The organism is Ruminococcus flavefaciens 007c (genome assembly GCF_000571935.1).
Taxonomy (GTDB): Bacteria; Bacillota; Clostridia; order Oscillospirales; family Ruminococcaceae; genus Ruminococcus; species Ruminococcus flavefaciens_F.
On record NZ_ATAX01000022.1, the window covers coordinates 93,018 to 116,811 of the forward strand.

Below are 23,794 nucleotides of genomic sequence, written 5' to 3' on the forward strand. Positions count from 1 at the left end.
AAATAGAATTGCTTTTACTTAGACATACCGAATATTATGCCGCACTATACCGAACCTCATTGAAGGGGAGCGTATGCTGTGATAAAATAATAGTAGTCATCGGCGGTGCTTTTTTCCGTCCGAAAAAAGAAAACCTCACTTACCTGAACGGGCAGGTTAAGTGAGGTCGCTGACTTTATGCTCCCTGTTCTGATAAGCTCTCAGGACAGGGATTTTTTTGAAATCAAAAGTGGAGGTATATTATGGAACACGAAAGAATAATCTGCGTACTGGAATATCTCTCCCGATATTCCGATGAAAACACCTATGTCAGTATCAAGCAGATACAGGATTATGTTTCCCGGGTCGGCAACTTATCTATGCCTGCCGAGGTCACTATCCGCCGTGACATAGACAGACTCACCAACATGGGCAATAACATTGTCAAAAAGAACTGTGATCACAACAAGGCTTTCTATGCTCTGATAGACAAAGGTTTCTCGTTCAATGAAATACGCTTCATAGTGGACTCCATATCAATCAACAAGTTCCTGACTTCAAAGCAGAAGCGTCAGCTCATCAAGAAATTTGAAGGTATGTGTTCCGATGCCGAGATCAGACAGCTCATCAGCCGTATCACGCTCAACGAAAAGTGTTCTCCTTCTCTTGATCTGCTGAACAACTTAGACCTTATCCACAGGCTGATTGCAGAAAAAAGAAAAATCAACTTTGAGTACGGGAAATATGATACCGACAAGAAAATCAAATACTATCATAAGAAGCGAGAGCTTATCCCCGTAAAAGTGGTTTTCTTCAATAACCGCTTTTATCTGAAATGCTACAATGAAGAAACCAAGGCTTGGCGTACCTACCGCATAGACCGTATGAAGAATATAGAAAGCGGTGAAGTATCAAGATGCCTTCTGCCGAAAGAAGAAAAGTGTGACGGCTTCGTTATAGATATGTTTGAACCTGAATACTACGAGAACGTCACGCTCAGAGTAAAGCGTGTTCTGCTCGATGATATGATGGAGCATTTCGGAGAATATGCCTCTGTCTCCAGATACTCCGATGACGGTAACTCAGTGAACATTTCCGTTCGTGTAGGCATCAACCAGAGATTTTATCTATGGGTAATGAAGTATGGTGACGGAATAGAGCTGCTGTCTCCGCCAAAAGTGAGGTCTGAATTCTTAGCAGAGGTCAGAAAAATGCTCGGTGCATATCCTGATTTTTCTTTTCAGGAGTGACCGTGCTGACCGCAACCAGTGCCTTGACACTCAATTTCCATTGTAGTATAATTGAGAAAGTGTGTAAATTCAGGAGGTATACTATGATGGATTCAATAACAGTAGGCGCTAAAATAAAGCTGAACGATGCTGGCACATACAGCGAAAAGCCCGTCGGCAGCACAGCAACGATCATTTATATCGACGAACATGATATGGTGTATGTTGAATGGTCAGACGGTAAACTTTCTTCATACTCCGAAGGACAGCTCCGAAAGAGCTTTGTTCCTGCAATTGCATAAAAATAAGTCCTTCCGCAATAATTTACGGAAGGACTGTTTTATTATGAATTAATGTTATTAAGCTAAGAATACTTTTCTTAATTCAAGAAAGTCTAAAGAATTAACCTCACCATCACTGTTAAGATCAGATGCAGGTGTTTTATTTTCAGTTCCTATTATCATTTTTGCTAAAGATATTAGATCTCCAGTTGTTACAGCACCATCTTCATTTATATCACGGTTTAATTCATCAAAAGGTTGATTAGGTTCTTTATTAGTAATCTCTACGAAAGCATAACCACGCTGTTTTGCATATGATTCTGCAATTGTATTTTTACTTCCTTTTATAGTGCTAAACGAAGGACAGTCTGAAAAAGCATCTGGAGCAATATATACAAGTGTGTCAGGCAGTATAGCAGTAGTCAATGAGGAACATCTGTGAAATGCGGAGCTAAAAATATTTAGTTCTGTACCAGAAATAGTTATTTGAGTTATTGCCGGGCAATCCCAAAAGGAATGACCGTCAATAGTTTTCATGCTGTTTGGGATAGACACGTATTTTAGCACTGAACAATCCCTAAAACTCTCTGTCATTATAGTTGTTACGCCATCCTCTATAACAACATTCTCCATTTCATCTCTAAATATAAACCAAGGAGGTCCTTTTGCACCCATACTTGGACGTGGCATTCTTCCGTCTTCATTACAATATTCCTTTTTGATAGTTAATGTTTTAGTGTCTTTATCATAAGGACAGTTAGGATAATCCTGATTATACTGACTATATACCTCAGGAGATTGTGTTAATATCGGTGCTGTTACAACTGGTTCGGTAACAGTTGGCTCTGTAACAACCGGTTCTGTAACTACTGGTTCGGTGACAGTCGGCTCTGTAACAACCGGTTCTGTAACTACTGGTTCGGTAACAGTCGGCTCTGTAACAACCGGTTCTGTAACTACTGGTTCGGAATTAATATCTTTAAAATTGAATCCGTTATTTTTGGCATATTTTTCAGCAGAAGAATTACTATATCCTACAATTGTAAGTGATGAAGAACAACCTTTAAATACATCTTTTTCTATATGTTCTATATCATCAGGAAGTGTTACTTTGGATAATATTGTACAGTCGCTAAATGCTGACTGACGTATGATTCTATCACCTAACATCATAGCTGTAGATGGCATTTTTTCTATATTTACTTCTGTTAAAGAAGTACATTTACTAAAGGCATTTGAATTTATAGCCATTATTTTACCTGATAGATTGATTTGGCTTAATGATGAACAACTTTCAAATGCTGAAGAATGAATTTCATGAACAGTGTCAGGTATAGTTAGGCTTTTTAACGCTTTACAATTGTAAAACGCCTTGCTTCCAATTGAAAATATACCATCTTCAATTATTACTTTTTCTATTTCTGATTGAAATATTGCCCAAGGTGCTTCAATAGTATCAAAATCATGCATCATTCCATACTGATCTCCAAACCCCTTACGAATAGTAAGAGTTTTAGTTTCTTTATCATATGGACAATTAGGATAATCTTGATTATAGTATTCAGGATTATACGCCCAAGCTTTAAGCTGAGTATTGCTACAAATTTCGTTTCTGGAATCTACAGTAGCAATACCAATCATCATACTTGCTGTTATAACAGCAAGCACTCTTTTGATTAGGTTTTTACGCATTATTATTCCTCCCCATATCATAAAAATATAAAATCACATATCTCTGCAACAAGAAAAGATATATGATACTATCCTTATATAGTTATTATACAATACGAACAAGTGTTCTGCAATATAAATAGTTTCTTTTTATCGTTATGTACATATCAGCGATTATCTTGTAGTGCAAATCGACGTTTTAATAATATACAATTGATTAAATCAGTATAATATGGTATAATCAAGGAAAAAGAACTGAATTTCATATAAAATAGGGGGGTTATTATGGCTATTCTATTCTTTTCTGACGTTTTGAAGAAAGTAGGTTTAGATCCGACAAAAGTGTGTTTAATCAGACACGCTTACTCAGACAAAACTTTCAGGGAATGTGCGGACAGTGGTAAGATATACGAATATACTTGTCATCAAAAAATCAGATTTAAGGGATATAATTATGACTACTGGGCAGTATTTATAAGCGGGCAAGGTACGCTTGCAAAGCTGTTTGCTTTGTATAAGGTTGGAAATTATGTTTCTGATACACCAGATAGAGTTCCTGCGGGAGTACCTGAATTAGAAGCAAGCCATTATAAAGGCGAAGGAATTGTTTATGATCTTGAACCTGTTGAGCTTCTAAAAGAATACGAAGGGAAAATTACCATTGAATGGGGTTCATCAGCTCGTGCGTGGTATCAGAAAGGAACTACCGAGAAGGCTATTGTTTCTCTAATACCTGACGAGAAAAAAGTATTCATGGGTTATGAGAACGTTTTGCTATCATTTGATCAATTAAAGGAAATCGTTGAAAATCCAGAAGTATATGAACCATGGCATACAGCATTGAAATCTGTATACGCAATTTATTTGATAGTAGATACAGAAAACGGAAAACAGTATGTCGGTTCTGCGTATGGTGTTGATGGTTTATTTGGAAGATGGGAATGCTATGTTAATACTAAACATGGTAACAACAAAAAAATGCGTAAGTTAATCTGCGACTATCCAGATAGATACCATGCTTTTCAGTTTTCAATATTGCAGATACTTCCTAAAACTGTAGTTGAAGATGATGTAATTAAAATCGAGAATATTTGGAAAAAACGACTTTTAAGTAAAGAGTTTGGAATGAATAATAACTGATCTTACAACTTTGACCCCACTGGAGTCAAAGTTACAATCATAGAGCTGTTGCCCTTACAGGCAATGGCTCTTTTCTTTTTCATCAGAAAATCTTGTAGAAGTGAACTACTGAATATCTGAAATGATATAATAATTTTTCGATACAACAAGCAGAAATGAAGTTTTGGCGTTCTGTTTTGGTATAATATAATCAGAAAGGCATATAACTCGATTATTTGATCGTTCATTAACAGTTCCATACAAACACAAAGGAGTTATCGGAATCAGGAGGAGGTGATAACTGTGTACTGGACTAAAATGAAATCACCCTGTCTGCTACGATAGCCTTGCGGTTTATCTGTGCTGTGACATAATTGAGAGGAAGTATGCTTACTTCAACGGCATTAGGGGCGGTCTGAGCAGATCAGGCCGCCCTGTTTCTATATGTACAATGTGATAAACAGATGAAATTTTGGTGAAGTGTCCACAAAGTCATTTACCGAAAAACTATAGTGATTAGTTAGCAAAACAGGGCTAATCAAGGTTTTCACAATTCATTATTTCAGGAAGATGTTTTTTCAACAAATCCTTGTGAAATGGTGCTTTTCTGAATTCATGCTGTCCACTTATGTGGACGCCGAAAATTTGCTTTTTCTGCCGTATTAGGTCATAATAGTATAGAACGCAACATTGTGATTATGCGGTACTGATACAGTGAGCCTTACTGCGCAGGAGGGTTACTCGATCACTGTATTATAACTGAATATATGTAACAGTCAAATGACCGGGTAATGTTTGATTGTCGGACGGTTTATGCCGAATGACAGTCGCACTATGCTCATTTGATGCCTCCGTCCGACGGAAAGGACGGGAGCAATATGAAAACAAAAAGAGATATAATTCGTATTCCATTGTTCAGTGAACTGAAAGAACCCGATAACTACGATGTTTATGTATATGGCACGGAACAGCTTGAAGGAAAGCAGCAGGATACATTTACTAAAGCTCTGAACCGTTACCTCGACTACTACGGAATAAACGTAAGAGAGCTTTCATTACTTTCAGGATTATCAAAGTCAGGGATCTACTATTACTTCTCAGGCAAAAGACACGTTACATATGATTCGCTATGTGCGGTCTGTATAGCACTCAGACTTCACCCTATGCGACAGAAACACTTGTTCTGCAAGTCGCATCTGATGATGCCTGCCGATGATCCTTATCCCAGCACTCGTGATATTATATTACGTTCTTTTCTCGCTGCCTGTGCATTTAAGGAAGAATATATCGTAATAGCCTGTAACGATAGTCTTATAGAAAAAGGCTGTAAACCTATTTCCGCTTTGACCTCCGCAAAGGAGGAAAGAACGGAATGAGCCGATTTTTATATGTACACTTCGATGAAGACGTTCCCCGTAACGTAGAAAAGGAATATAACAGAATGCTCCGCAGGGAGAAATACCTTGAGGAGCGTGATGCAGAGTATCTTAACCAGAGTGCAGACTTTGATGACGTACTGGAGATAAACCCTGATCCTGCAAGTATCCCCATAAGCGAGTTTGAAGCTGAGGAGATACAGAAGCACAACCGTAGACTTGATTATCTGCCTGTTGCTATGCAGATGCTCAGAGCCGACTATCCGGAGGGATATTTTCTTATCAGAGACTATTACTATAATCAGGATAAAGTCAGTATGATGTATCTCGCAAGCAAATATGGTATGACTTTTGAAGCAGTACGTTACAGGATAGACCGTGCGAAAGAACTGCTAAAAGACTATATCACAATGCACGAAAATATATGATTGATTTTAGTGAAAATGCCGTTTTTTCTTTTTGAAAGCAATTTTTTTGCGAAAATCAACCCCAAAAACGCAAATTTCTCGGTTGATGTATAGAGGGCATTGACCTCTATGCGGTGTGAGAGGAAATAAACGACCTCTGACATACTGTTACCTCCGAGTTAAGGGACGGTGCATTTTTTTCCATTTCTGTACCGTCCCCATCTTTAAAAAGCCATCAAGTATGATTCCTTTATTTTCAAATGACAGCAGAGATGCTGTCGGGAGTGCCTGTACGTTAAAGAGACAGGCATTGCCGATATCATCTCATATTATGAAATCTCCTATCAGTTTGACAGCGATATGCTGTCGGGAGCTTCCTCACTTCTGAGATTCGTGGGGGAGCTGCCAACAGTACATCGAATAATAGCAAACGATGTATTTATCCCGTTCCGCTGGACCGGGCATAGTATCTTGACAATCTAATAACGAACACTATTTGCTGTTTTTCAATTATTACAATTGAAAGGAGCTGTACAATGGAAGAACAACTGTTGTCAGAAAAAGATACATCTGAAGAAACCCTGTTCAGTGACTATCCTGAGATAGTAACTGTAAAGGAAATCAGTGAAATGCTTGGGCTTCACAGGAATAAGGTGTACGAACTCATCAAAGAGGGAGTTATACCTAAGATCCCGTATTGCCGTCACATAAAGGTTGCAAAGATTTCTGTTATAAAATTTATTCTGCAAAGCGCACAATAAGCACTTGGTAGAAATATCCGTTGCGCTGTAAATAAACGAAAGTGAACCAAAAAGCTTGAAAAGTCCGTAAAACTGCGCTACAATGAGAGAGTCAGTAAAAGGCTTTTCTACCGTTTTCACAGAACAAGGAGGTTTTATAATGAAAGCGAGTATGCCTTTTAAGTATATTTTATCTGAGAAAAACGATAAGATGTATGTAATATTTGATTTTAAAGACGATAACGGTAAAAGGAAAAGAAAATGGGTTGGAACAGGTCTTATGACAAGCTGTTCAAAAAAAGCCCTTAACTCAAGAGTCAGCGAGATTGTAGCAGAATTTTACGAGGACTACTGTTCAGGCAAAGCTACAGCAGTAGTTGAAAAGGAAGTTAAAAAGCCTTCTTTACTGGAAAGAGATCCAAGAATACCAGGCAGTACAGAGCTTCCGTCAGGATCAAGTTTCAGGTTCACTGATTTTCTGTTTTACTGGCTTGATTCAGTCAAGGCTTCAATCGCATATACTTCTTATGAAGGTTATATCCGAAATCTGAGAATAGTAAAGAATTATTTCGACGAAAACTATCCTGATCTTCTTTTAGAGGAACTGACCGCCTTGCAGATTCAGAAATTCTACAATGATATGTATAGTGAAGGCAAAACCGGAAATACGGTAAAGCATTATCACGCAAATATACATAAAGCTCTGAAGTATGCGGTTAAGATGGATATGCTTATGGGTAATCCGGCTGATAAGGTTGACCTGCCGAAGCTTGAAAAGTACAGGGCAAATTTCTATTCCAAAGAGGAGATCAATCATCTTCTTAAAGTGTTTGAAGGAGACAGACTGGAGCTTGTGGTAAATATCGCAGCCTATTACGGACTTCGCAGAAGCGAGATCATCGGATTGAAGTGGGATGCGATAGACTTTGACAAGGGTACTCTTACAGTATGCCGCAAGATCACAAGCATTTTTGAAGACGGGCATGAACAGCTGAGGATAGATGAAAATCTTAAAACCGAAGCAAGTGTCAGAACACTTCCACTCATTCCGCATATAGAAAAAATGCTGAAAAAGAGAATGATGCTTGAAATGCAGTATTCACAGATACTGAAGTCTGACTTCGACAGGACATTCGATGGATTTGTCTGCCGTGACAACACCGGAGCGATTATAACACCTGAGTATGTAACAAGGCATTTCAAAATGATCATAAAGAAGTTCAATCTCCGTCCGCTGCGTTTCCATGATCTGCGTCACAGCTGTGCAAGTCTTTTACTTGCAAGCGGAGTGTCAATGAAAGCAATCCAGGACTGGCTTGGACATTCTACTTTTAACGTTACCGCTAACTTTTACAGTCACCTCGATTATCAGTCGAGAGTTTCCTCTGCTGAGGTCATTGCCAATGCTCTTGGTGATGAAGCAGAGACAGAGGAGAATGAGAGCACAAACGAAAAAACAGGCTCTTAATAATTAAGAACCTGTTCTCATGGTGCCGGTGGCGGGGGTCGAACCCGCACGGTGTTGCCACCAACGGATTTTGAATCCGTCACGTCTGCCAATTCCATCACACCGGCTTATTTAATTTTTTTAGTTAATCAATTCCGAATCGAAAAGTACAAAACAGAAAGTCCCTTACCGCAACCCGAAAATTGAAGAAACGAGTCAAATCTGGTAGAAAAAATCGAAGGAAAATCGGTAGATGTACAAGATTTTCTCTACCAAAATTGAAATGCAAAAGTGTTGAAACGTCGGAACGACGTGGATTTTAGCAAGTCGAGGTAGAAAACCAAAATACTCAGTGAAAAAAAGCTGAGGGGATTTTGAGTCTCGCACGTCTGCCAATTCCATCACACCGGCGCAATGAAATAATTATACCAAAAAACTGATATAATGTCAATACCCGAAAACGATAAATCAAGGCTGCCATGATAGGCAGCCTTTTTCATATCTCATATGTGTAATTATCAATAAGTCTGTTCTCAAATTCTTCTACAGGAAGCGGCTTGTCAAAATAGAAGCCCTGAGCAAGACTGCATCTGTTTTCCGTAAGCAGCTGAACCTGCTCTTTTGTCTCAACGCCTTCAGCGATACATTCAAGTCCCATTTCCTGAGCCATAGCAATAAGGTACTTGAACATGACAACCTTCTGGTCGCTGTTGTCGGTGCTGTTGACAGGAAGAAGGCTCTTATCGAGCTTCAGTACGTTCCAGGGAAGTTCCTTTATGAGATTGAGTGAGGAATAACCGATACCGAAGTCATCGACCGATGTAGCGATACCTGTCTTTTGGAGTCCGCTTATAGTACGCTTGAGATCCTTGAACTCAACGTCGGTGGTGGTTTCGGTAAGCTCTATCTCAATATATTCATGGGGGACATTATGCTTATCCACAATATCCACGATACGCTGGAGAAGATCCATATCCGACAGGTGGCGGCGTGAGAGGTTTACCGAGATACGGACTACCTTTCTCCCTGTATCGAGCCATCTGCGAATATCACGGCATACTGTATCGAGAACATAGAAATCGAGCTTGCAAATGTCTCTGCCCTGTTCGAGGACAGGGATATACTCCGCAGGAGGGATTATCATGCCGTTGTGATACCAGCGTGACAGAGCCTCTGCACCTGCAATATTCTTGCCTTTAAGAGAGATCTTGGGCTGATAGTACACAAGGAATTCGTTGTCCTCGAGCGCCTTGGGAAAGCTTGCAGTTATATCATTATTTCTCTTGCTTCTTGCAAGGAGAGTATCATCAAAGTAGACAACGTCCTGATTCCCGAGACTTTTGGCGATATGGTATGCCATACTCACTCTGTCCATAATATCCGTCGGCAGGACAAAGCTGTCCATATCCGGGATAATGTATACTCCTGCAGTAGCGGAGATAAATATCCTCTCGGTCATATTCTCGTCTATGGATATGCCTGTACCGCTCAATAGTTTCAGTATGGGCTGGAGCTTATTCTGTTTAAGGAGCACAATGAAATTATCTCCGCCGATATGGCATACGACCTCATCTTCACCTTCAAGGTGAGCGTCTATGATGCTGATGAACTGTTTCATTACCCTTGTGCCGTTTTCGCGTCCGATCTGCTGATTGACAATGGAGAATTTCTTCAGATTGAAGTATATGGCAGCATACTCATCTATATGCTCCTCCTTGCACTGCTTTCTGACACACTTCATGAACTGCTTGAGGTTGTACATATTCAGGTCGCTGTCATGGAAGGCCATGTGCTTGGCGGTCTTCATAAGTCTGCCTCTGGCGTTGAAGGTACTGAGCAGAGATATGAATATCTCAATTCTCTGTCTGTCGAGTTCGTTCCATTCATCGCTTCCGTCCCGCAGCATTACTTTATATATAGCGATTTTGTCATCAGGTGTGATAAGACGCCTTGTGATATAATCTCCGTCGCAGGATTCCCCCGAATCATAAAAGCATCTGCTCTTGAAGAGACCGATATGCTCTGCAGCTTCATTATCACAGGCGATAAAATCTATCTTGCCTATCTTGAGTATATGGCAGAGATCCTCCATAGACTCAGATATAGCAGGATCAAGCGTATCAATGATGAGATACATCTTGTTGATAAAATTTTCAAGTGCTGTTATGTACTCATTTGTGTTCATACATATCCCCTCCGAACACAGGCAATGCCTGTATCAGATTATATTTTTACAAATTGATTATATCATGTAATTTGCGGCAAATGATAGATAATCTATGAATATAGTGTGAACATTACAAGCTTGTTTCGGCTATGTTATTTATTGTTGTTAAAATTGTACAATCAGAAACTAAGCACTGAAAATGATATCTCAGAAATTTCAGCAGATAAAAGTTTTAGAGCGTAAAAGCGTTGACAATCATTTCCGTGTATGGTATAATTTTTTCAGAAGCTGCCGCTGTTTTTCAAGCGGTAAATTTTATATCGGAGGTCGTTGGAATGAAGAAGATACGTATAAATACCAGTGCGCCTTATGATGTTCTCATCGAACGCGGAGGCCTTGGTAAATGCGGTGAATATATAGCTGAGATCACGGCTGCAAGAAAGGCTGCTGTCATCACGGATGATATAGTAGAAAAGCTCCATCTTGAAACAGCGCTGGAGTCAATGAAAAAGGCGGGTTTTGAGTGCAGCGTTTATACTTTTCCGAACGGCGAAAAGTCAAAATGTCTCGATAACCTCGGCAGGATCTACGACTTCCTATGCAGCAGCGGAATTACAAGAAAAGACATAATAGTAGCTCTCGGAGGAGGCGTTGTAGGCGATATAACCGGATTTGCAGCCGCTTCATATCTCAGGGGAGTTGATTTTGTGCAGATACCGACCACTCTGCTTGCACAGGTGGATTCCTCGGTAGGCGGCAAGACTGCCATAGATATCCCCGGCGGAAAGAATCTTGTAGGCGCTTTCAAGCAGCCTGCCCTTGTAATATGCGACAGCGACGTGCTGAAGACTCTTTCCGATGATATCCTTTCTGAGGGTATGGGCGAGTGCATAAAATACGGCATGATCCGCGATGAGAAGCTCTTTGAGCTCATCGAATCCCATGATCTTGCATCAATTGATTCGATAATGGACGAAATGGTTTACAAATGCGTGGATATCAAGCGTCAGGTAGTTGAAAACGACGAGTTCGACAGGGGAGAGCGCATGATACTGAACTTCGGCCACACTCTCGGTCATGCCATTGAGGGCTGGCATCACTATACGGGTATCTCTCACGGCGCAGGAGTTGCGGCAGGTATGTGTATGATAATCGACAGGCTCGCACCTCAGCTTTCCGAAAGACTGAAAAAGTGCTGTGAAGCATACAAGCTCCCCACAGGCAGCGATATCCCCATGAGCGAGCTGCTGCCCTTCTGTTCAAAGGACAAGAAGAATGAGTTTTCCAGCATAAACTATATCATTTGCAAAGAGATCGGCAGGAGTGAGATAGTAAAGCTGCCGTTCACCGAATTCTGCCGACTTATGGAGAAATAAACATGGATATTCGTATAACACCTTCAGTGCTCCGCGGACGCCTCGATGTGCCTGCCTCAAAGAGCTGTGCCCACAGATCTATTATATGTGCTGCTCTTGCGGAGGGAGTTTCACATCTCAGCGGAGTTACCATGTCAAAGGACATAGAGGCTACTATCGGAGCAATGACTGCCCTGGGAGCAGAATTCACAGTAAACGGAGAAGATATTACCGTCAGGGGCGCAGGCGGAATGAAAACAGGGAAATGCGCTGTCGACTGCAATGAAAGCGGCTCAACTCTGCGTTTTATCATACCTGTTGCATCTGTTCTTTGTTCGGAAACGGAGTTTTCAGGCAGGGGAAGACTGCCTCAGCGTCCCATTGATATATTTATCCGCGAGCTCGGCAAAAATGGAGCTGCCTTTGATTATAACAACACCATGCCATTTACTGTATACGGTGGACTCAAAAGCGGCATATTTGAAATAGAGGGTGATGTTTCTTCACAGTTCATCACGGGACTTCTTTTTGCACTGCCTCTTCTGGAGGGAGACTCCGAGATAGTTCTGACCTCTCATCTTGAGTCACGTCCCTATGTCGATATAACCATCGATACTCTCCGAAGATTCGGCGTTTACGCTGAGGAGACAGAAAGGGGCTTCCGTGTAAAGGGCGGGCAGAAATATCTTCCCCATGACGAGAAAATAGAGGGAGATTATTCCCAGGCAGCATTTTTCTGTGTTGCAAACGCTCTCGGTTCACAGGTAGAGCTCCACAATCTCAATGAAAACAGCGTTCAGGGCGACAAGAAAATCCTTGAAATTATACGCAATATGTGTTATAATGGCAATATCGGACACTACAATGCCGACTGCTCTGATATACCCGATCTTGTACCCGTACTGGCGGTGCTTGGTGCTTTCGGCAGCGGCGATTCTGTAATATACAACGCTAAACGACTTAAAATAAAGGAAAGCGACCGGCTTCAGACCACGGCTGCCATGCTGAATGCTCTCGGCGGCAATGTGGAGATCACCGACGACGGACTTATTATCCATCCTACGGGAGCCATGCACGGCGGTACTGTTGACAGCTTCGGCGACCACAGGATAGTTATGGCAGCTGCCATTGCGGCTGCTCATATTGACGGAGAGGTAGTCATCAGGGGAGCTGAGGCTGCGGAAAAGTCATATCCCGCTTTCTTTGACGACTACAAAATGCTCGGAGGTAAAGCTAATGTCATCATTCTGGAATAATCGGATATCTGTCTCCATGTTCGGCGAAGCAAACGGTCCTGCCATAGGCGTTACCGTTGATAATCTGCCCTCGGGAGAGTATATTGATGCCGAGGAGCTTGCTCGCTTCATGGCAAGAAGATATTCCTGCGGCAGTAATTATGCCGTTAATTCCATGCCTCATATAATGTCAGGTATTTTCAACGACCGTACCACAGGTACTCCGCTTTGTGCTTTCTTGCAGAATCAGCCGGAGACTGCTCCTCAGCACAGTCAGGCGGATAATTTGGTAAGACCCGGACACGCCGACTATACAGGTACTCTCAGGTACAGAGGCTTCAATGATGTGCGCGGAGGCGGGCATTTCTCCGACAGACTCACGGCTCCGCTTTGCTTTGCGGGAGCTGTATGCGCCCAGATACTTGAAAGAAGAGGTATATATACAGGCGCTCATATACTTCAGATACACAATATAAAGGATAATCCATTCGATCCCGTGAATATCACAAGGGACGGAGTCCTCAGCGTCAGGAACAAGGAGTTTCCGGTTATCAGTGACCGCAAGGGCTGGGAAATGATAGAGGATATAAACAAGGCTCACGAGGGCGGCGAGTCCCTCGGAGGAGTCATTGAGTGTGCAGCGGTAAACGTTCCAGCAGGTATAGGCTCTCCTATATTTGACGGACTTGAAAATAATATCGCACAGCTCATATTCGGTATCCCCAACGTCAGGGGACTGGAGTTCGGTGCGGGCTTTACGTCTGCAAAAATGGTGGGAAGCCAGAATAACGACGAATTCTACGTCAACAACCACGGTCATGTCCTTACAAGGACCAATAACCACGGCGGCATTATCGGCGGTATATCCTCGGGAATGCCTATAACTCTTAGAGTTGCCTTCAAGCCCTCAGAGTTCGTCGGAGGCGAGCAGCAGGCTGTTAATTATCGTGATATGACCGATGAGACAGCTGAAAGCCCGAGGCATATCCCATGCAGTGTTCCCGCAGCAGTACCCTGTGTGGAGGCTGCGGTAAACATCGCACTCCTTTCTCATATGCTGGATTATCCGAATTTCTGTTAAGGTGATAATTATGCAGGACGAAAATATTATGAAAATGGCAGAACGTGCCGACACCGAAATAAAGGATGTCCCCACGCTAAATATACTGCTGTGCTATCTGCTTTATAAAATAGACAGACCTGTAAGTCCCGATCAGCTGTATGATATTGCTATCGGCACAGGCATCATAAATTATTTCTACTATCAGGACTCTATCGGTTATCTTCTGAAAAACGGCCATATCACCGCTGAAAATGACGATAAGGGCGAAGAGTGTTACGTGCTGAGCCCTATGGGAAGAGAATGTGCAAAACAGCTCAAGAACTATGCTCCGAAGTCGTACAGAGACAAGCTTGTGCTGGCAGCTCTGCGTTATTTTGCCCGTATCCAGTACGAAAAGGAGCTGAAGATAGAGTACGAGCCTGTAGGCAGCGGTTATTATACTCATGTAAGATGTCTTGACTCCAGCTTTGATCTTATGGATCTCAAGCTATATGCTCCCGATCTTACACAGGCTAAGCTCATCGGCGAAAAGATTCTTCTCAATCCTGCGGGATTTTACGGTAAGGTGATAGAGGTAGCTTTGTCCAATGAAGAGCCGCCCTATGACCTCAGCGACAATTGACGTTAAATATGTATAGTATCTCCGGGAACATCAGCTCTCGGAGATTTATTTTATACAGCATTTTATTTCGGATATGCGGGTAGTCTGCGATGTTGACATTCATCTGACTATATGTTAAAATATTCCTATGCAAAACAAACGTTAATGTTGTGTTTTTGAACATGATAAAGGACGGGAAAACGTTATATTCCAACTTTTAGGGACGAAAAAACTGCTTATATTTAATGCACAGGAGACAATATGGAATACATCATCAGACCTCTTGACGAAACAGAATACTCTGTTCTTGAAAGCTTTCTGTATGAAGCGATATTCGTTCCCGATGGCGTTTCTGCGCCATCACGTGACATTATCCGTCAGCCTGATTTGCAGGTATATCTGGAAGGCTTCGGCAGCAGAAAGGGAGACGCGGCTCTGTGTGCGGTTTACGGCGGTAGTATAGTCGGTGCGGTATGGGGCAGGATAATGAATGATTACGGCCATATCGACAACGAAACGCCTTCTCTCGCCATATCTCTATATAAGGAGCACAGAGGTAAGGGCATAGGTACAGGGCTTATGAGGAGAATTATCCGAACATACGGAGAACTCGGATATAAAAGGCTCTCTTTAGCGGTACAGAAGGCCAATTATGCTGTTAAGATGTACGAAAAAGTCGGTTTCAGGAAAGTTTCCGAAAATGAAGAAGAATACATAATGCTATACAACGGGTGATACCATGGATACGCTAAAAGCAGAACAGTTCAAAAAAAATGCAAGGCCTCTTGAAAAGGCGCTTTATGACTATTATTTCGGGAACGGTACAAGGTAGCAGGCAGTTTGCCGTGTTCGGATTTCTTCTGCGGTATGTTCGGAAACATCATTACAGATGATATACGTCCGCTTATCAACGCCGAAAGGGAAATCCTCGGGAAGATACAGCTGGATGACGGAGGCTTTGACATATCTTGGCAGTGGTATAATGACTATAAGGAGTTTGCAAAGGCGAGAGAATACTGGAGACCAAGGATCACACTTGACAAACTGCTGTTTTATAGGTACAATGCGTAACTTTTTATGGCTGCGCTGCATACTTACCTCTTAATCATAATAAAAAATGAACACTGAAAGGGAGTAATATATGAAATACGGACTTGTACTTGAGGGCGGAGCAATGCGCGGACTTTTTACCGCAGGCGTTATAGACGTTCTTATGGAAAACGATATTATTCTTGACGGCGCTGTGGGAGTTTCCGCAGGAGCTGCCTTTGGCTGCAATTATAAATCGGGACAGATCCGGCGTGCTATCCGCTATAATACACGTTTCTGCAAAGACAAGCGCTATTGCAGCAAGCTTTCGCTTATAAAGACAGGTGATCTTTTCGGTGCGGAGTTCTGCTATCATACCGTTCCCGAGGAGCTGGATATATTTGATAAGGCTGCATTTGAGGCTTCGCCTATGGAGTTCTGGGTTGTGGCTACGGATATAACTACGGGCAAGGCAGTTTACCACAAGTGCGGTCCCATAAATTACGATGAGCTGGAATGGATAAGAGCATCTGCTTCTATGCCTGTTGTTGCACATATAGTCGAGGTAGGAGGTTATCGTCTTCTTGACGGTGGTATCTCGGACTCGATCCCCTTAAGGTTTATGGAGAGCAGAGGATATGACAAAAACGTGGTTGTCCTCACTCAGCCGCGTGATTACGTGAAAAAGCCTGCCAGCGGTATGGTGCTTATGAAGCTGAAGTACAGAAAGTATCCCGAACTAGTCAGGGCTGCTGAAAACCGTCATAAGATGTATAATTCAGAGCTGAAGCATATAAGAAGCGAGGAAGAAAAGGGAAAGGCTTTTGTTATTGCACCCTCTGAGGCTCTTCCTGTCGGTCATGTGGAGCATGATCCGGAAGTAATGCGAGAGGTCTACCGCATTGGCAGACGCATTGCAAATGAACAGCTTGAGGCATTGCGTGCTTTTATCTCAGAAGAATAAAAAAATACCCGTAACCATCGTAAAATGACAGTTACGGGTATTTTTTACAGTTTCAGCATTTTTCTGACTTTTTCTGTTATGATAACGGCAAATACCAGCTTCAGCAAATCAAATGGAGCAAAGGGGATAACGCATATCTCCATGGCATGACGGAATGACATTTCGTTTCCTGCCTTTGAAAAGCCGTATACGAACCATAATGTTCCGAAAAGGTAACAAACGATAAGTCCCGCAAGCATTAGGATTATGCGTACCGGGAGCTTGCTGCCCAGCAGTATTGTACCCAGCCAGTATACCAGCGGCATGAACAAGAAGCCCAATATATAACCGCCCGTTGGTCCCACAAGTACTCCAACACCGCCTTTGAAGCCCGTAAATACAGGAAGACCGACGGCACCGAGAAATATGAATACCAGAACGGAGAAAAAAGCGTTTCTTCCGCCGAGTATATTAAGGGCACAGAATATTGCAAAGGTCTGAAGAGTGAAGGATATCTCTCCTGCGGGGATGCTTATCCAGGAGCAGACCGCTATTATCGCTGCAAACATTGCTGTGAGGACTATTTCCTTTGTGGTGAAATGCTTTTTTTCTGATTTTGTCGTTACGCTTTCTGACATATCTGATCTTTCCTTTCATGTAACGTGAGTACATTATATCACATTGATTTTAGTTTGTCAACCACTATTTTTAAAAAGGTTGACATTTAAAAGTTGTCTATCACCTTGAAATTATTAAAAAAACGTGTTATAATAAAAAAAGTATATCTTGCGAGGTGTTTAAGAACATAATGAAAACCAGTGAATTCAGAGAGGCTATCGACTATAAGCGTATCAAGGCAGATTATGATAAAGGTCTCTCTTCATCTCAGATAAAGCAAAGAATGGAGGAGGGGCTTGACAATAAGCCTGTGGAGTCGCCGTCCAAAACTGTCAAGGAGATAATCGCGGATAACGTTTTTACTTACTTTAACCTTATTTTCGTTATCATTTCCGTGCTTCTGATAGTTGTGGGCTCCTATCGTGACCTGACATTCATGCCTGTAATCATAGCCAATGCACTTATCGGTATCATACAGGAGCTTCGTTCCAAGTCCGTTCTGGACAAGATAAGTGTACTCAACGCGCCTGTTACCTCAGTCGTGCGTGACGGTGAGGTAATTACGGTTCCGTCAAAGGATCTTGTACTTGATGATATCGTGATCTTCAAGGCTGGAAATCAGATATGCGCGGACGCTATTGTTGTAGACGGAAATGTTTCGGTAAACGAGTCACTGCTTACAGGTGAATCCGACGAAATAACCAAAAAGCCGGGTGATACGCTGATGTCAGGAAGCTATATCGTTTCGGGCACCTGCCGTGCAAGACTTGAAAAGGTCGGAAGACATTCCTATATATCAAAGCTTACTCTCCAGGCGAAAAAGACGCGCAAGGGCGAGCAGTCGGAAATGATTCGCTCACTCAACAGGATAGTAAAATTCGCAGGTGTTGCTATAATACCTATCGGATTTATACTTTTCTATCAGGCGTTCTATATTAACCATTATACTATTAAAGAAAGCGTTCAGTCCATGGTTGCTGCCGTTATAGGCATGATCCCTGAGGGCCTTTTCCTGCTGGCAAGTGTTTCACTGGTTATAAGCGCAATGAAACTTGCTATAAACAAGGTTCTCGTCCATGATATGAAATGTATCGAGACTCTTGCCCGTGTCGATGTTCTTTGTGTGGACAAGACAGGTACTATCACCGAGAACGAAATGACAGTCTCTGATGTGATACGCGCCTCCGAGGAATACTCCGAGGATACTGTTCTCGGGCTGCTCAGCGATTTTGCGGCTGCTCAGGACGCCGACAACCAGACCATGAATGCCCTGAAGAAGCATTTCCACCGTCCTGCCGGAAGGATAGCTATTTCAACTACGGGATTTTCTTCCGAATTCAAGTACAGCAGCGTTACCTTTGATCGTGAAGCCTTTGTTATAGGTGCTCCCGAGTTTGTTCTGAAGGAACGTCTTGCGGAATACAAGGAAAGAATAGATGAGTTCAGCAGAAAGGGCTACCGTGTTCTGGCATTCGGCAAGTACAGCGGTATTCCCGACGGAAAGGAGCTCTTGTCGGCTGTTGATCCTGTATGCTTTGTTATTCTTTCAAATCCCATACGTGAGAATGCTCCCGAGACTTTCAGATACTTTGCGGAACAGGGCGTTGAGATCAAGGTCATCTCCGGCGATAATCCCGTGACAGTATCAGAGGTCGCAAAGCAGGCAGGTATAAAGAATGCGGGGGAGTATATCGACGCTACTACACTTAATACCGACAGCGCCATAAAGGACGCTGTTACACGATATACAGTTTTTGGAAGAGTTACTCCCGAACAAAAGAGAAAGTTTGTAAGAGCACTCAAAAAGGCAGGAAAGACTGTTGCCATGACGGGTGATGGTGTAAACGACGTTCTTGCACTCAAAGATGCAGACTGCTCTGTTGCAATGGCTTCGGGAAGTGATGTAGCGGCACAGGCTGCACAGCTCGTGCTCCTTGAGTCTGACTTCTCAAAGATGCCCGATGTAGTTGCCGAGGGACGAAAGGTGGTCAATAACCTTGAGCGCTCGGGAAGTCTCTTCATCGTAAAGAATATATTCTCCATTATCCTTGCGATAATGTCAATATGCTTCGGCATGAAGTATCCTATGGAGCCCTCGCAGATCTCGCTGATAAGCGTATTTACCATCGGTCTTCCGGCGTTCTTCCTTTCATTCATGCCCAACAAGGATCTTATCCGCGGAAGATTTATCACCAATATCCTGCTGAAAGCGCTTCCTGCTGCTCTGACGGATGTCATTATCGTAGGAGCTATGATATACTTCGGCAATATTTTCAGTGTGGGGCCTACGGACATTGCTACGGCTTCGACAATACTTATGAGTATTGTCGGTATGATGATCGTCTACCAGATCTCCAAGCCTCTTGATGTGTACAAGCTTGGTATATGGATATTCTGCGGTGTGGGACTTGTGTGCTGTATGATATTCTTCAGTGACCTGTTTGCGATCACTTCAATGTCCAACCGCTGTATCATCCTTTGCGTGAATTTCTCGATCATCGCAGAGCCCTGTCTGCGCTATCTGACGCTGATCTTCAGAAAGGTGCGTAATTTCTTTATTAAAGAAGCATAAAAAAGGCAGTGCATATGCACTGCCTTTTGCTTTATTTTCTGCCGAAAAAGCCCTTCTTTTCATAGGGCTCGGATTTGATATCGAGAACCTTGTAGCCGTCTTTCTCAACTATTTCCCTCAGCAATGCTGCGTCAAGCTCTTTGTCAGAGATTATTTCTGTGATGCCTTTTTTATGTGAAGAGTTTACTTTCTGCGGAGAAACTGCTGCACGTATGGCATCATTAACGTGAACTTCGCACATACCGCACATCATTCCTTCGATCTTCAGTGTTGTTTTTATCATAGTAAATACCTCCTTTGGTTAGTATATCCTGACATATTTATTTTAAACCTTTTATTTACAATTGTCAAGTGCTTTGAACATCGTCTGTTAATGCAACAGTTTTATTCAAAAACAACTGTGAAAAAAACACTGCTTTGTATAAAATTATAGTTTCGGATTGACTTTTCATCGAAAATATGGTAATATAGTAATTGCAGAGTTACTTTTTACTACGTGAGGAGAAAATATTATGAAGAATGTGATAAAAAGGGCGGCAGCCGTGCTTCTGGTCATGGCGATGCTTTTCACAGTACAGATATGTGCTCCATTCGGCGGCAGTGCTCATGCTGCGGTATATGCAGTCTGGCCGACTGATCCTAAGTACAAGAACATTACGACTTACTTTAACCCGCAGAGAAATGTCAATGATGTCTCGGGTTATCATAATGCAATAGATATAGAAGCTGCCGGAGGTTCAAATATCTACGCGGCATACGGCGGAGAGGTCATTTCTGCCGACTGGAAGGGCGCTTACGGCAATATGGTCATCATTTATCACGAGGATCTGAAGGTCTATACCTTCTATGCCCATGCGTCACAGCTGAATACAAGCGCCGGCGCAAAGGTAAAACAGGGCGACATTATCGCTAAGGTCGGAAGTACAGGTGAATCCTCGGGAAATCATCTCCACTTCGGTATCTGTGATACACTTCTCGGTGGTTATCCTGCCAGAACATATTATGATCCGCTCAGTTACTTTTCATATTCTGACAACAGCGGCAATACCACGGTTACTCCTCCGAGCACAACTGCTCCGGGTACAACTACTCCCGAGTGTTCGTGTACAGAGGACTACGCTGGTACTTATACCACAAAGAATGTTGTTACCTACCTTAATATCAGGTCGGGACACAACACGACATCTTCCATAATCGGTTCTATCCCTGCCAATGCTGTGTTTACCGTGACCAAGGGCAACGGCGAATGGGCTCATGTTGAGTACAACGGTGTGAAGGGCTATGCTTCAATGGCTTATATGCAGCTGAAAGAGAAAGCTCCTGAGGTGGAGTCGGATATGAAGATCGAGAATACAACAGTTCCGGAGGGCGAGCTTCCCAAGGGCAAGTCTTTCTCCGTAAAGGGCAGCATTACTTCAAATCTGCCTATAACGAAGGTTTACGGGGGCGTTTATTTCCGCAGCGGAGAAGCTACCAGCCAGTGCGTTGAGGCTGCTCCCAATACTCTGAAATATGACCTTTCGACATACTTTGACCAGAATATCAGGTTCAGTGTCTTAAATGAAGGCGAGTACACCTTCAAGATAACAGCCGAGGACAAGAGCGGCAAGTCCTATGAGCTCATTTCCTCTGATTTTTACATAGCCAAGGACAAAACAGAGCCTGTTGAAAAGATAAAAGGCGATCTTAACAGTGATGATAAGCTGAATGTATCGGATGCGGTCATTCTTCAAAGCTATCTTCTGAAGAATTCGGAGAGCTTTAAAAAGGAGCAGTACGAGAATTCTGATATGAACGGCGACGGAGAAGTTGACGTTTTTGATCTTATTGAACTGAAAAAGGCAATTGTTAACGCAACATCATGAAAAATCAAAGGCAGTATCACTGCGGTGGTACTGCCTTTATTGTTTATAAGGAGAACTGAATGGATACAGTAAGGGTAGCAGAGGAGATAATCGGAAGGAGAAACGGCAGCTCCGTATTCATGGTCGGTATTGACGGCCTTGGCGGTGCGGGAAAAAGCACTGTTTCCGAGGATATAAAGAGGCTATTGCAGGATAATGGTATAAATACAGAGATATTCCATATTGATGATTTTATACATCCGAGAGCTGTAAGGTACAATGACAGCTATCCGCAGTGGGAGCAGTATTACTACTTGCAGTGGCGTTATGATCATTTCACGGAAGCTGTTGCCGGGCCTGCAAGGGATGGGAGGGCGCTTTCGCCTGTGGAGCTCTATGACAAGGATAATGACTCTTATATCGTAAAGCGTCTTGACATACCTGTTGGCAGCGTCATTCTCACGGAAGGGATTTTCCTTCAGCGTGAAGAGCTGAACGGCTTATTCGATTATATGATATATATCGATGTTCCTGAAGAGGAGAGACTTTGCAGAGTGCTTCTGAGGGACGGATATATCGGAGATGAGGCAGCTATACGTGAGAAATATGAAAAGAGATACTTTCCTGCCGAGAGGTTTTATGCGGATAAGTACAGACCTGCCGAAAAAGCAGATCTGGTCATAAAGCGATAAAAAACAGCGCTCATACAGAGCGCTGTTTTATTTCTACTATATCATGACAGCTTACTTGAAAGCATATCTGAAGAATGTGTAGAGATGTGGCTTAACGCTGTTGTCACCATGCTGGCCTCCGGGAATGGACTGGTAAACGTGATCAACACCGTTTCTTGTGAGAATGTCGCTGTACTGCTTGGGGAATGTTCCTACGGTACCGTCGTTTGTACCGCCTGTGATCATGAATACGTTAGGCTCGGGACCTACGTCTCTGAACTTCATCTCACTTTCCTTCATACAGCCGGGATGTGACATAAATGTATCGCTGCCGGGAGTGATTCCGGGTGCAGGACAAGCTCCGCCAACATAAGCAAAGAGGTCGGGACGCATGAGGCCGATGTAGATAGCTTCACGTCCTCCCATTGAGAAGCCGGTGATAGCTCTGTTCTCTCTGCCTGTCTTAACAGGGTAGTTCTCCTCGATGAAGGGGATAAGACTTTCGGAGATATCATACAGGAAGTTGTCATACTGTTCACAGGTCTGCTGATTGATGCCGTTGGGGCCGCTCATTGTCTTGCTTGTGAACATATTAGGTGTAACAGCGATGAACTCCTCAGCCTGACCGCTCTTCATAAGACCGGTCATAAGTCCCTGAGTACCGAAGCCCTGCATCATATCGTTTTCGCTTCCCATGATTCCGTGGAGAATGTACATAACAGGGTACTTCTTGCTGGGATCGTAGTTAGGAGGCAGGATAACGTTACAGCTCTTCTGCTTGCCTGTGAATTTACACATATAGGTCTTCTTCTCGACCTTGCACTGGTTGCTCTGCTCTGCGCCTGAAGGTACAGATGTAGGCATATCCTTTCTGATCTGCTCATTGAGGTTCTTGCCGGTTGCAGGTGTTGAAGTAGTTGTAGTTGTTGTGATCTTGGTTGTCGTTACTGTTGTTGTAGTAACGGGATCAGCGAATTTCTTATCGATGCCGAGGATGAATCTCTTGAGTGCAACAAGATCAGCTACAGATACGTCGCCGTCACCGTTTATATCGGAGTTCGGAGGTGCAATGCCGCCGCCTGACATAATTTTAATTATTCCGCGTCTGAGAGCGATCATATCCAGTGAATCAATAACGCCGTCCTCATTTACATCTCCTCTGATACCTGTATTGATAGTAGGATTTGTGGGATCGGTAGGATCAGTAGGATTGGTTGAATTTGAAATGCTGAGCAGAGGCTTTGTGCCCTTAACACCAGCGTAAGCTCCGTCAACATAGAAGTCAGTGAGACTGTCGGGAGCTTCGATATAGAGCTCAAGTCCCGATGCGTCGGCAGGAATGGTGTATGAAGCATTTGAAAGATCTGTCCACTGTCCCTTTGCAGCAGAAACAGTCTTTACTTCATCGTAATTATCCTTGCCGTTTGCGTCTGTATACTGAAGTGTG

At 42.8% G+C, this 23,794-nt stretch carries 22 protein-coding genes and 1 tRNA gene; 17 read left to right on the forward strand and 6 right to left on the reverse strand.

Going from position 1 to position 23,794, the window contains the following annotated elements; all coding sequences use genetic code 11:
- Positions 1-242: 242 nt before the first annotated feature.
- Together RF007C_RS06810 and RF007C_RS06815 are read left to right on the forward strand one after the other, a co-directional pair.
- Entirely contained in the window at positions 243-1,229 is a 987-nt protein-coding gene (locus tag RF007C_RS06810) for a helix-turn-helix transcriptional regulator (protein ID WP_082316717.1), read from the forward strand.
- A gap of 83 nt (positions 1,230-1,312) precedes the next feature.
- Positions 1,313-1,510, forward strand: a complete 198-nt coding sequence (locus tag RF007C_RS06815; protein ID WP_049962744.1) for a hypothetical protein — start codon at positions 1,313-1,315, stop codon at positions 1,508-1,510.
- 57 nt (positions 1,511-1,567) lie between these two features.
- On the opposite strand, the gene RF007C_RS06820 is transcribed toward RF007C_RS06815, so the two are convergent.
- Complete coding sequence (locus RF007C_RS06820) at positions 1,568-3,181, reverse strand: leucine-rich repeat protein (RefSeq protein WP_037298515.1); 1,614 nt, start codon at positions 3,179-3,181, stop codon at positions 1,568-1,570.
- Between the two features lie 264 nt (positions 3,182-3,445).
- On the opposite strand from RF007C_RS06820, the gene RF007C_RS06825 reads away from it, so the two are divergent.
- The 5 genes from RF007C_RS06825 to RF007C_RS06850 all read left to right on the forward strand — a co-directional run bounded on the left by RF007C_RS06825 (position 3,446) and on the right by RF007C_RS06850 (position 8,270).
- The gene (locus tag RF007C_RS06825; protein WP_037298517.1) at positions 3,446-4,300 is read left to right on the forward strand and encodes a GIY-YIG nuclease family protein; all 855 of its coding nucleotides are present in this window, start codon (positions 3,446-3,448) and stop codon (positions 4,298-4,300) included.
- 857 nt (positions 4,301-5,157) lie between these two features.
- Positions 5,158-5,655: a hypothetical protein gene (locus tag RF007C_RS06835; protein WP_037298521.1), complete on the forward strand. Its 498-nt coding sequence runs from the start codon at positions 5,158-5,160 to the stop codon at positions 5,653-5,655.
- Positions 5,652-6,083 (forward strand): hypothetical protein, encoded by a 432-nt coding sequence (locus RF007C_RS06840; protein WP_037298523.1) that lies wholly within the window; start codon positions 5,652-5,654, stop codon positions 6,081-6,083. Before RF007C_RS06835 ends, RF007C_RS06840 begins: the two co-directional genes overlap by 4 nt.
- 515 nt (positions 6,084-6,598) lie before the next feature.
- Positions 6,599-6,823, forward strand: coding sequence for a helix-turn-helix domain-containing protein (locus RF007C_RS06845; protein ID WP_037298524.1), 225 nt, complete (start codon positions 6,599-6,601; stop codon positions 6,821-6,823).
- A gap of 139 nt (positions 6,824-6,962) precedes the next feature.
- Entirely contained in the window at positions 6,963-8,270 is a 1,308-nt protein-coding gene (locus RF007C_RS06850; RefSeq protein WP_037298526.1) for a tyrosine-type recombinase/integrase, read from the forward strand.
- Between the two features lie 20 nt (positions 8,271-8,290).
- Here RF007C_RS06850 and RF007C_RS06855 read toward each other — a convergent pair.
- Together RF007C_RS06855 and RF007C_RS06860 are read right to left on the reverse strand one after the other, a co-directional pair.
- Positions 8,291-8,377, reverse strand: a tRNA-Leu gene (locus RF007C_RS06855).
- Positions 8,378-8,745: 368 nt separating this feature from the next.
- On the reverse strand, positions 8,746-10,434 hold the full coding sequence (locus RF007C_RS06860) for a putative bifunctional diguanylate cyclase/phosphodiesterase (protein ID WP_051456580.1): 1,689 nt from the start codon (positions 10,432-10,434) through the stop codon (positions 8,746-8,748).
- 317 nt (positions 10,435-10,751) lie between these two features.
- Here RF007C_RS06860 and aroB point away from each other — a divergent pair, with 317 nt between their 5' ends.
- The 7 genes from aroB (at position 10,752) to RF007C_RS06895 (ending at position 16,663) form a co-directional block, all read left to right on the forward strand.
- Entirely contained in the window at positions 10,752-11,792 is a 1,041-nt protein-coding gene (aroB, locus tag RF007C_RS06865; protein ID WP_037298528.1) for a 3-dehydroquinate synthase, read from the forward strand.
- A gap of 2 nt (positions 11,793-11,794) precedes the next feature.
- The gene (aroA, locus tag RF007C_RS06870) at positions 11,795-13,027 is read left to right on the forward strand and encodes a 3-phosphoshikimate 1-carboxyvinyltransferase (protein WP_037298530.1); all 1,233 of its coding nucleotides are present in this window, start codon (positions 11,795-11,797) and stop codon (positions 13,025-13,027) included.
- The gene (aroC, locus tag RF007C_RS06875) at positions 13,008-14,087 is read left to right on the forward strand and encodes a chorismate synthase (RefSeq protein WP_037298532.1); all 1,080 of its coding nucleotides are present in this window, start codon (positions 13,008-13,010) and stop codon (positions 14,085-14,087) included. The genes aroA and aroC overlap by 20 nt, the downstream gene beginning before the upstream one ends.
- Positions 14,088-14,097: 10 nt before the next feature.
- On the forward strand, positions 14,098-14,691 hold the full coding sequence (locus RF007C_RS06880) for a DUF4364 family protein (protein ID WP_037298534.1): 594 nt from the start codon (positions 14,098-14,100) through the stop codon (positions 14,689-14,691).
- 240 nt (positions 14,692-14,931) lie between these two features.
- Positions 14,932-15,405: a GNAT family N-acetyltransferase gene (locus tag RF007C_RS06885; protein WP_037298537.1), complete on the forward strand. Its 474-nt coding sequence runs from the start codon at positions 14,932-14,934 to the stop codon at positions 15,403-15,405.
- A 105-nt stretch (positions 15,406-15,510) separates the two neighbouring features.
- On the forward strand, positions 15,511-15,741 hold the full coding sequence (locus RF007C_RS06890; RefSeq protein WP_037298538.1) for a hypothetical protein: 231 nt from the start codon (positions 15,511-15,513) through the stop codon (positions 15,739-15,741).
- A 70-nt stretch (positions 15,742-15,811) separates the two neighbouring features.
- Complete coding sequence (locus tag RF007C_RS06895) at positions 15,812-16,663, forward strand: patatin-like phospholipase family protein (protein WP_019678364.1); 852 nt, start codon at positions 15,812-15,814, stop codon at positions 16,661-16,663.
- Between the two features lie 44 nt (positions 16,664-16,707).
- Here RF007C_RS06895 and RF007C_RS06900 read toward each other — a convergent pair whose 3' ends face one another.
- Complete coding sequence (locus tag RF007C_RS06900) at positions 16,708-17,280, reverse strand: biotin transporter BioY (protein WP_037298540.1); 573 nt, start codon at positions 17,278-17,280, stop codon at positions 16,708-16,710.
- Between the two features lie 170 nt (positions 17,281-17,450).
- Between RF007C_RS06900 and RF007C_RS06905 the strand changes: the two genes are divergently transcribed.
- On the forward strand, positions 17,451-19,832 hold the full coding sequence (locus RF007C_RS06905) for a cation-translocating P-type ATPase (RefSeq protein ID WP_037298543.1): 2,382 nt from the start codon (positions 17,451-17,453) through the stop codon (positions 19,830-19,832).
- Positions 19,833-19,863: 31 nt separating this feature from the next.
- Here the strand turns inward: RF007C_RS06905 and RF007C_RS06910 are convergent, their stop codons facing one another.
- A complete protein-coding gene (locus tag RF007C_RS06910) occupies positions 19,864-20,115 on the reverse strand; it encodes a heavy-metal-associated domain-containing protein (RefSeq protein ID WP_037298545.1) in 252 nt (83 codons plus the stop codon).
- 229 nt (positions 20,116-20,344) lie between these two features.
- On the opposite strand from RF007C_RS06910, the gene RF007C_RS16450 reads away from it, so the two are divergent.
- Together RF007C_RS16450 and RF007C_RS06920 are read left to right on the forward strand one after the other, a co-directional pair.
- A complete protein-coding gene (locus tag RF007C_RS16450) occupies positions 20,345-21,697 on the forward strand; it encodes a peptidoglycan DD-metalloendopeptidase family protein (protein WP_051456581.1) in 1,353 nt (450 codons plus the stop codon).
- Positions 21,698-21,756: 59 nt separating this feature from the next.
- Positions 21,757-22,368, forward strand: a complete 612-nt coding sequence (locus RF007C_RS06920) for a uridine kinase (RefSeq protein ID WP_037298548.1) — start codon at positions 21,757-21,759, stop codon at positions 22,366-22,368.
- A 51-nt stretch (positions 22,369-22,419) separates the two neighbouring features.
- Here RF007C_RS06920 and RF007C_RS06925 read toward each other — a convergent pair.
- Positions 22,420-23,794: alpha/beta hydrolase-fold protein (locus RF007C_RS06925; protein ID WP_037298550.1), on the reverse strand; the 1,375-nt coding region annotated here is incomplete at its 5' end.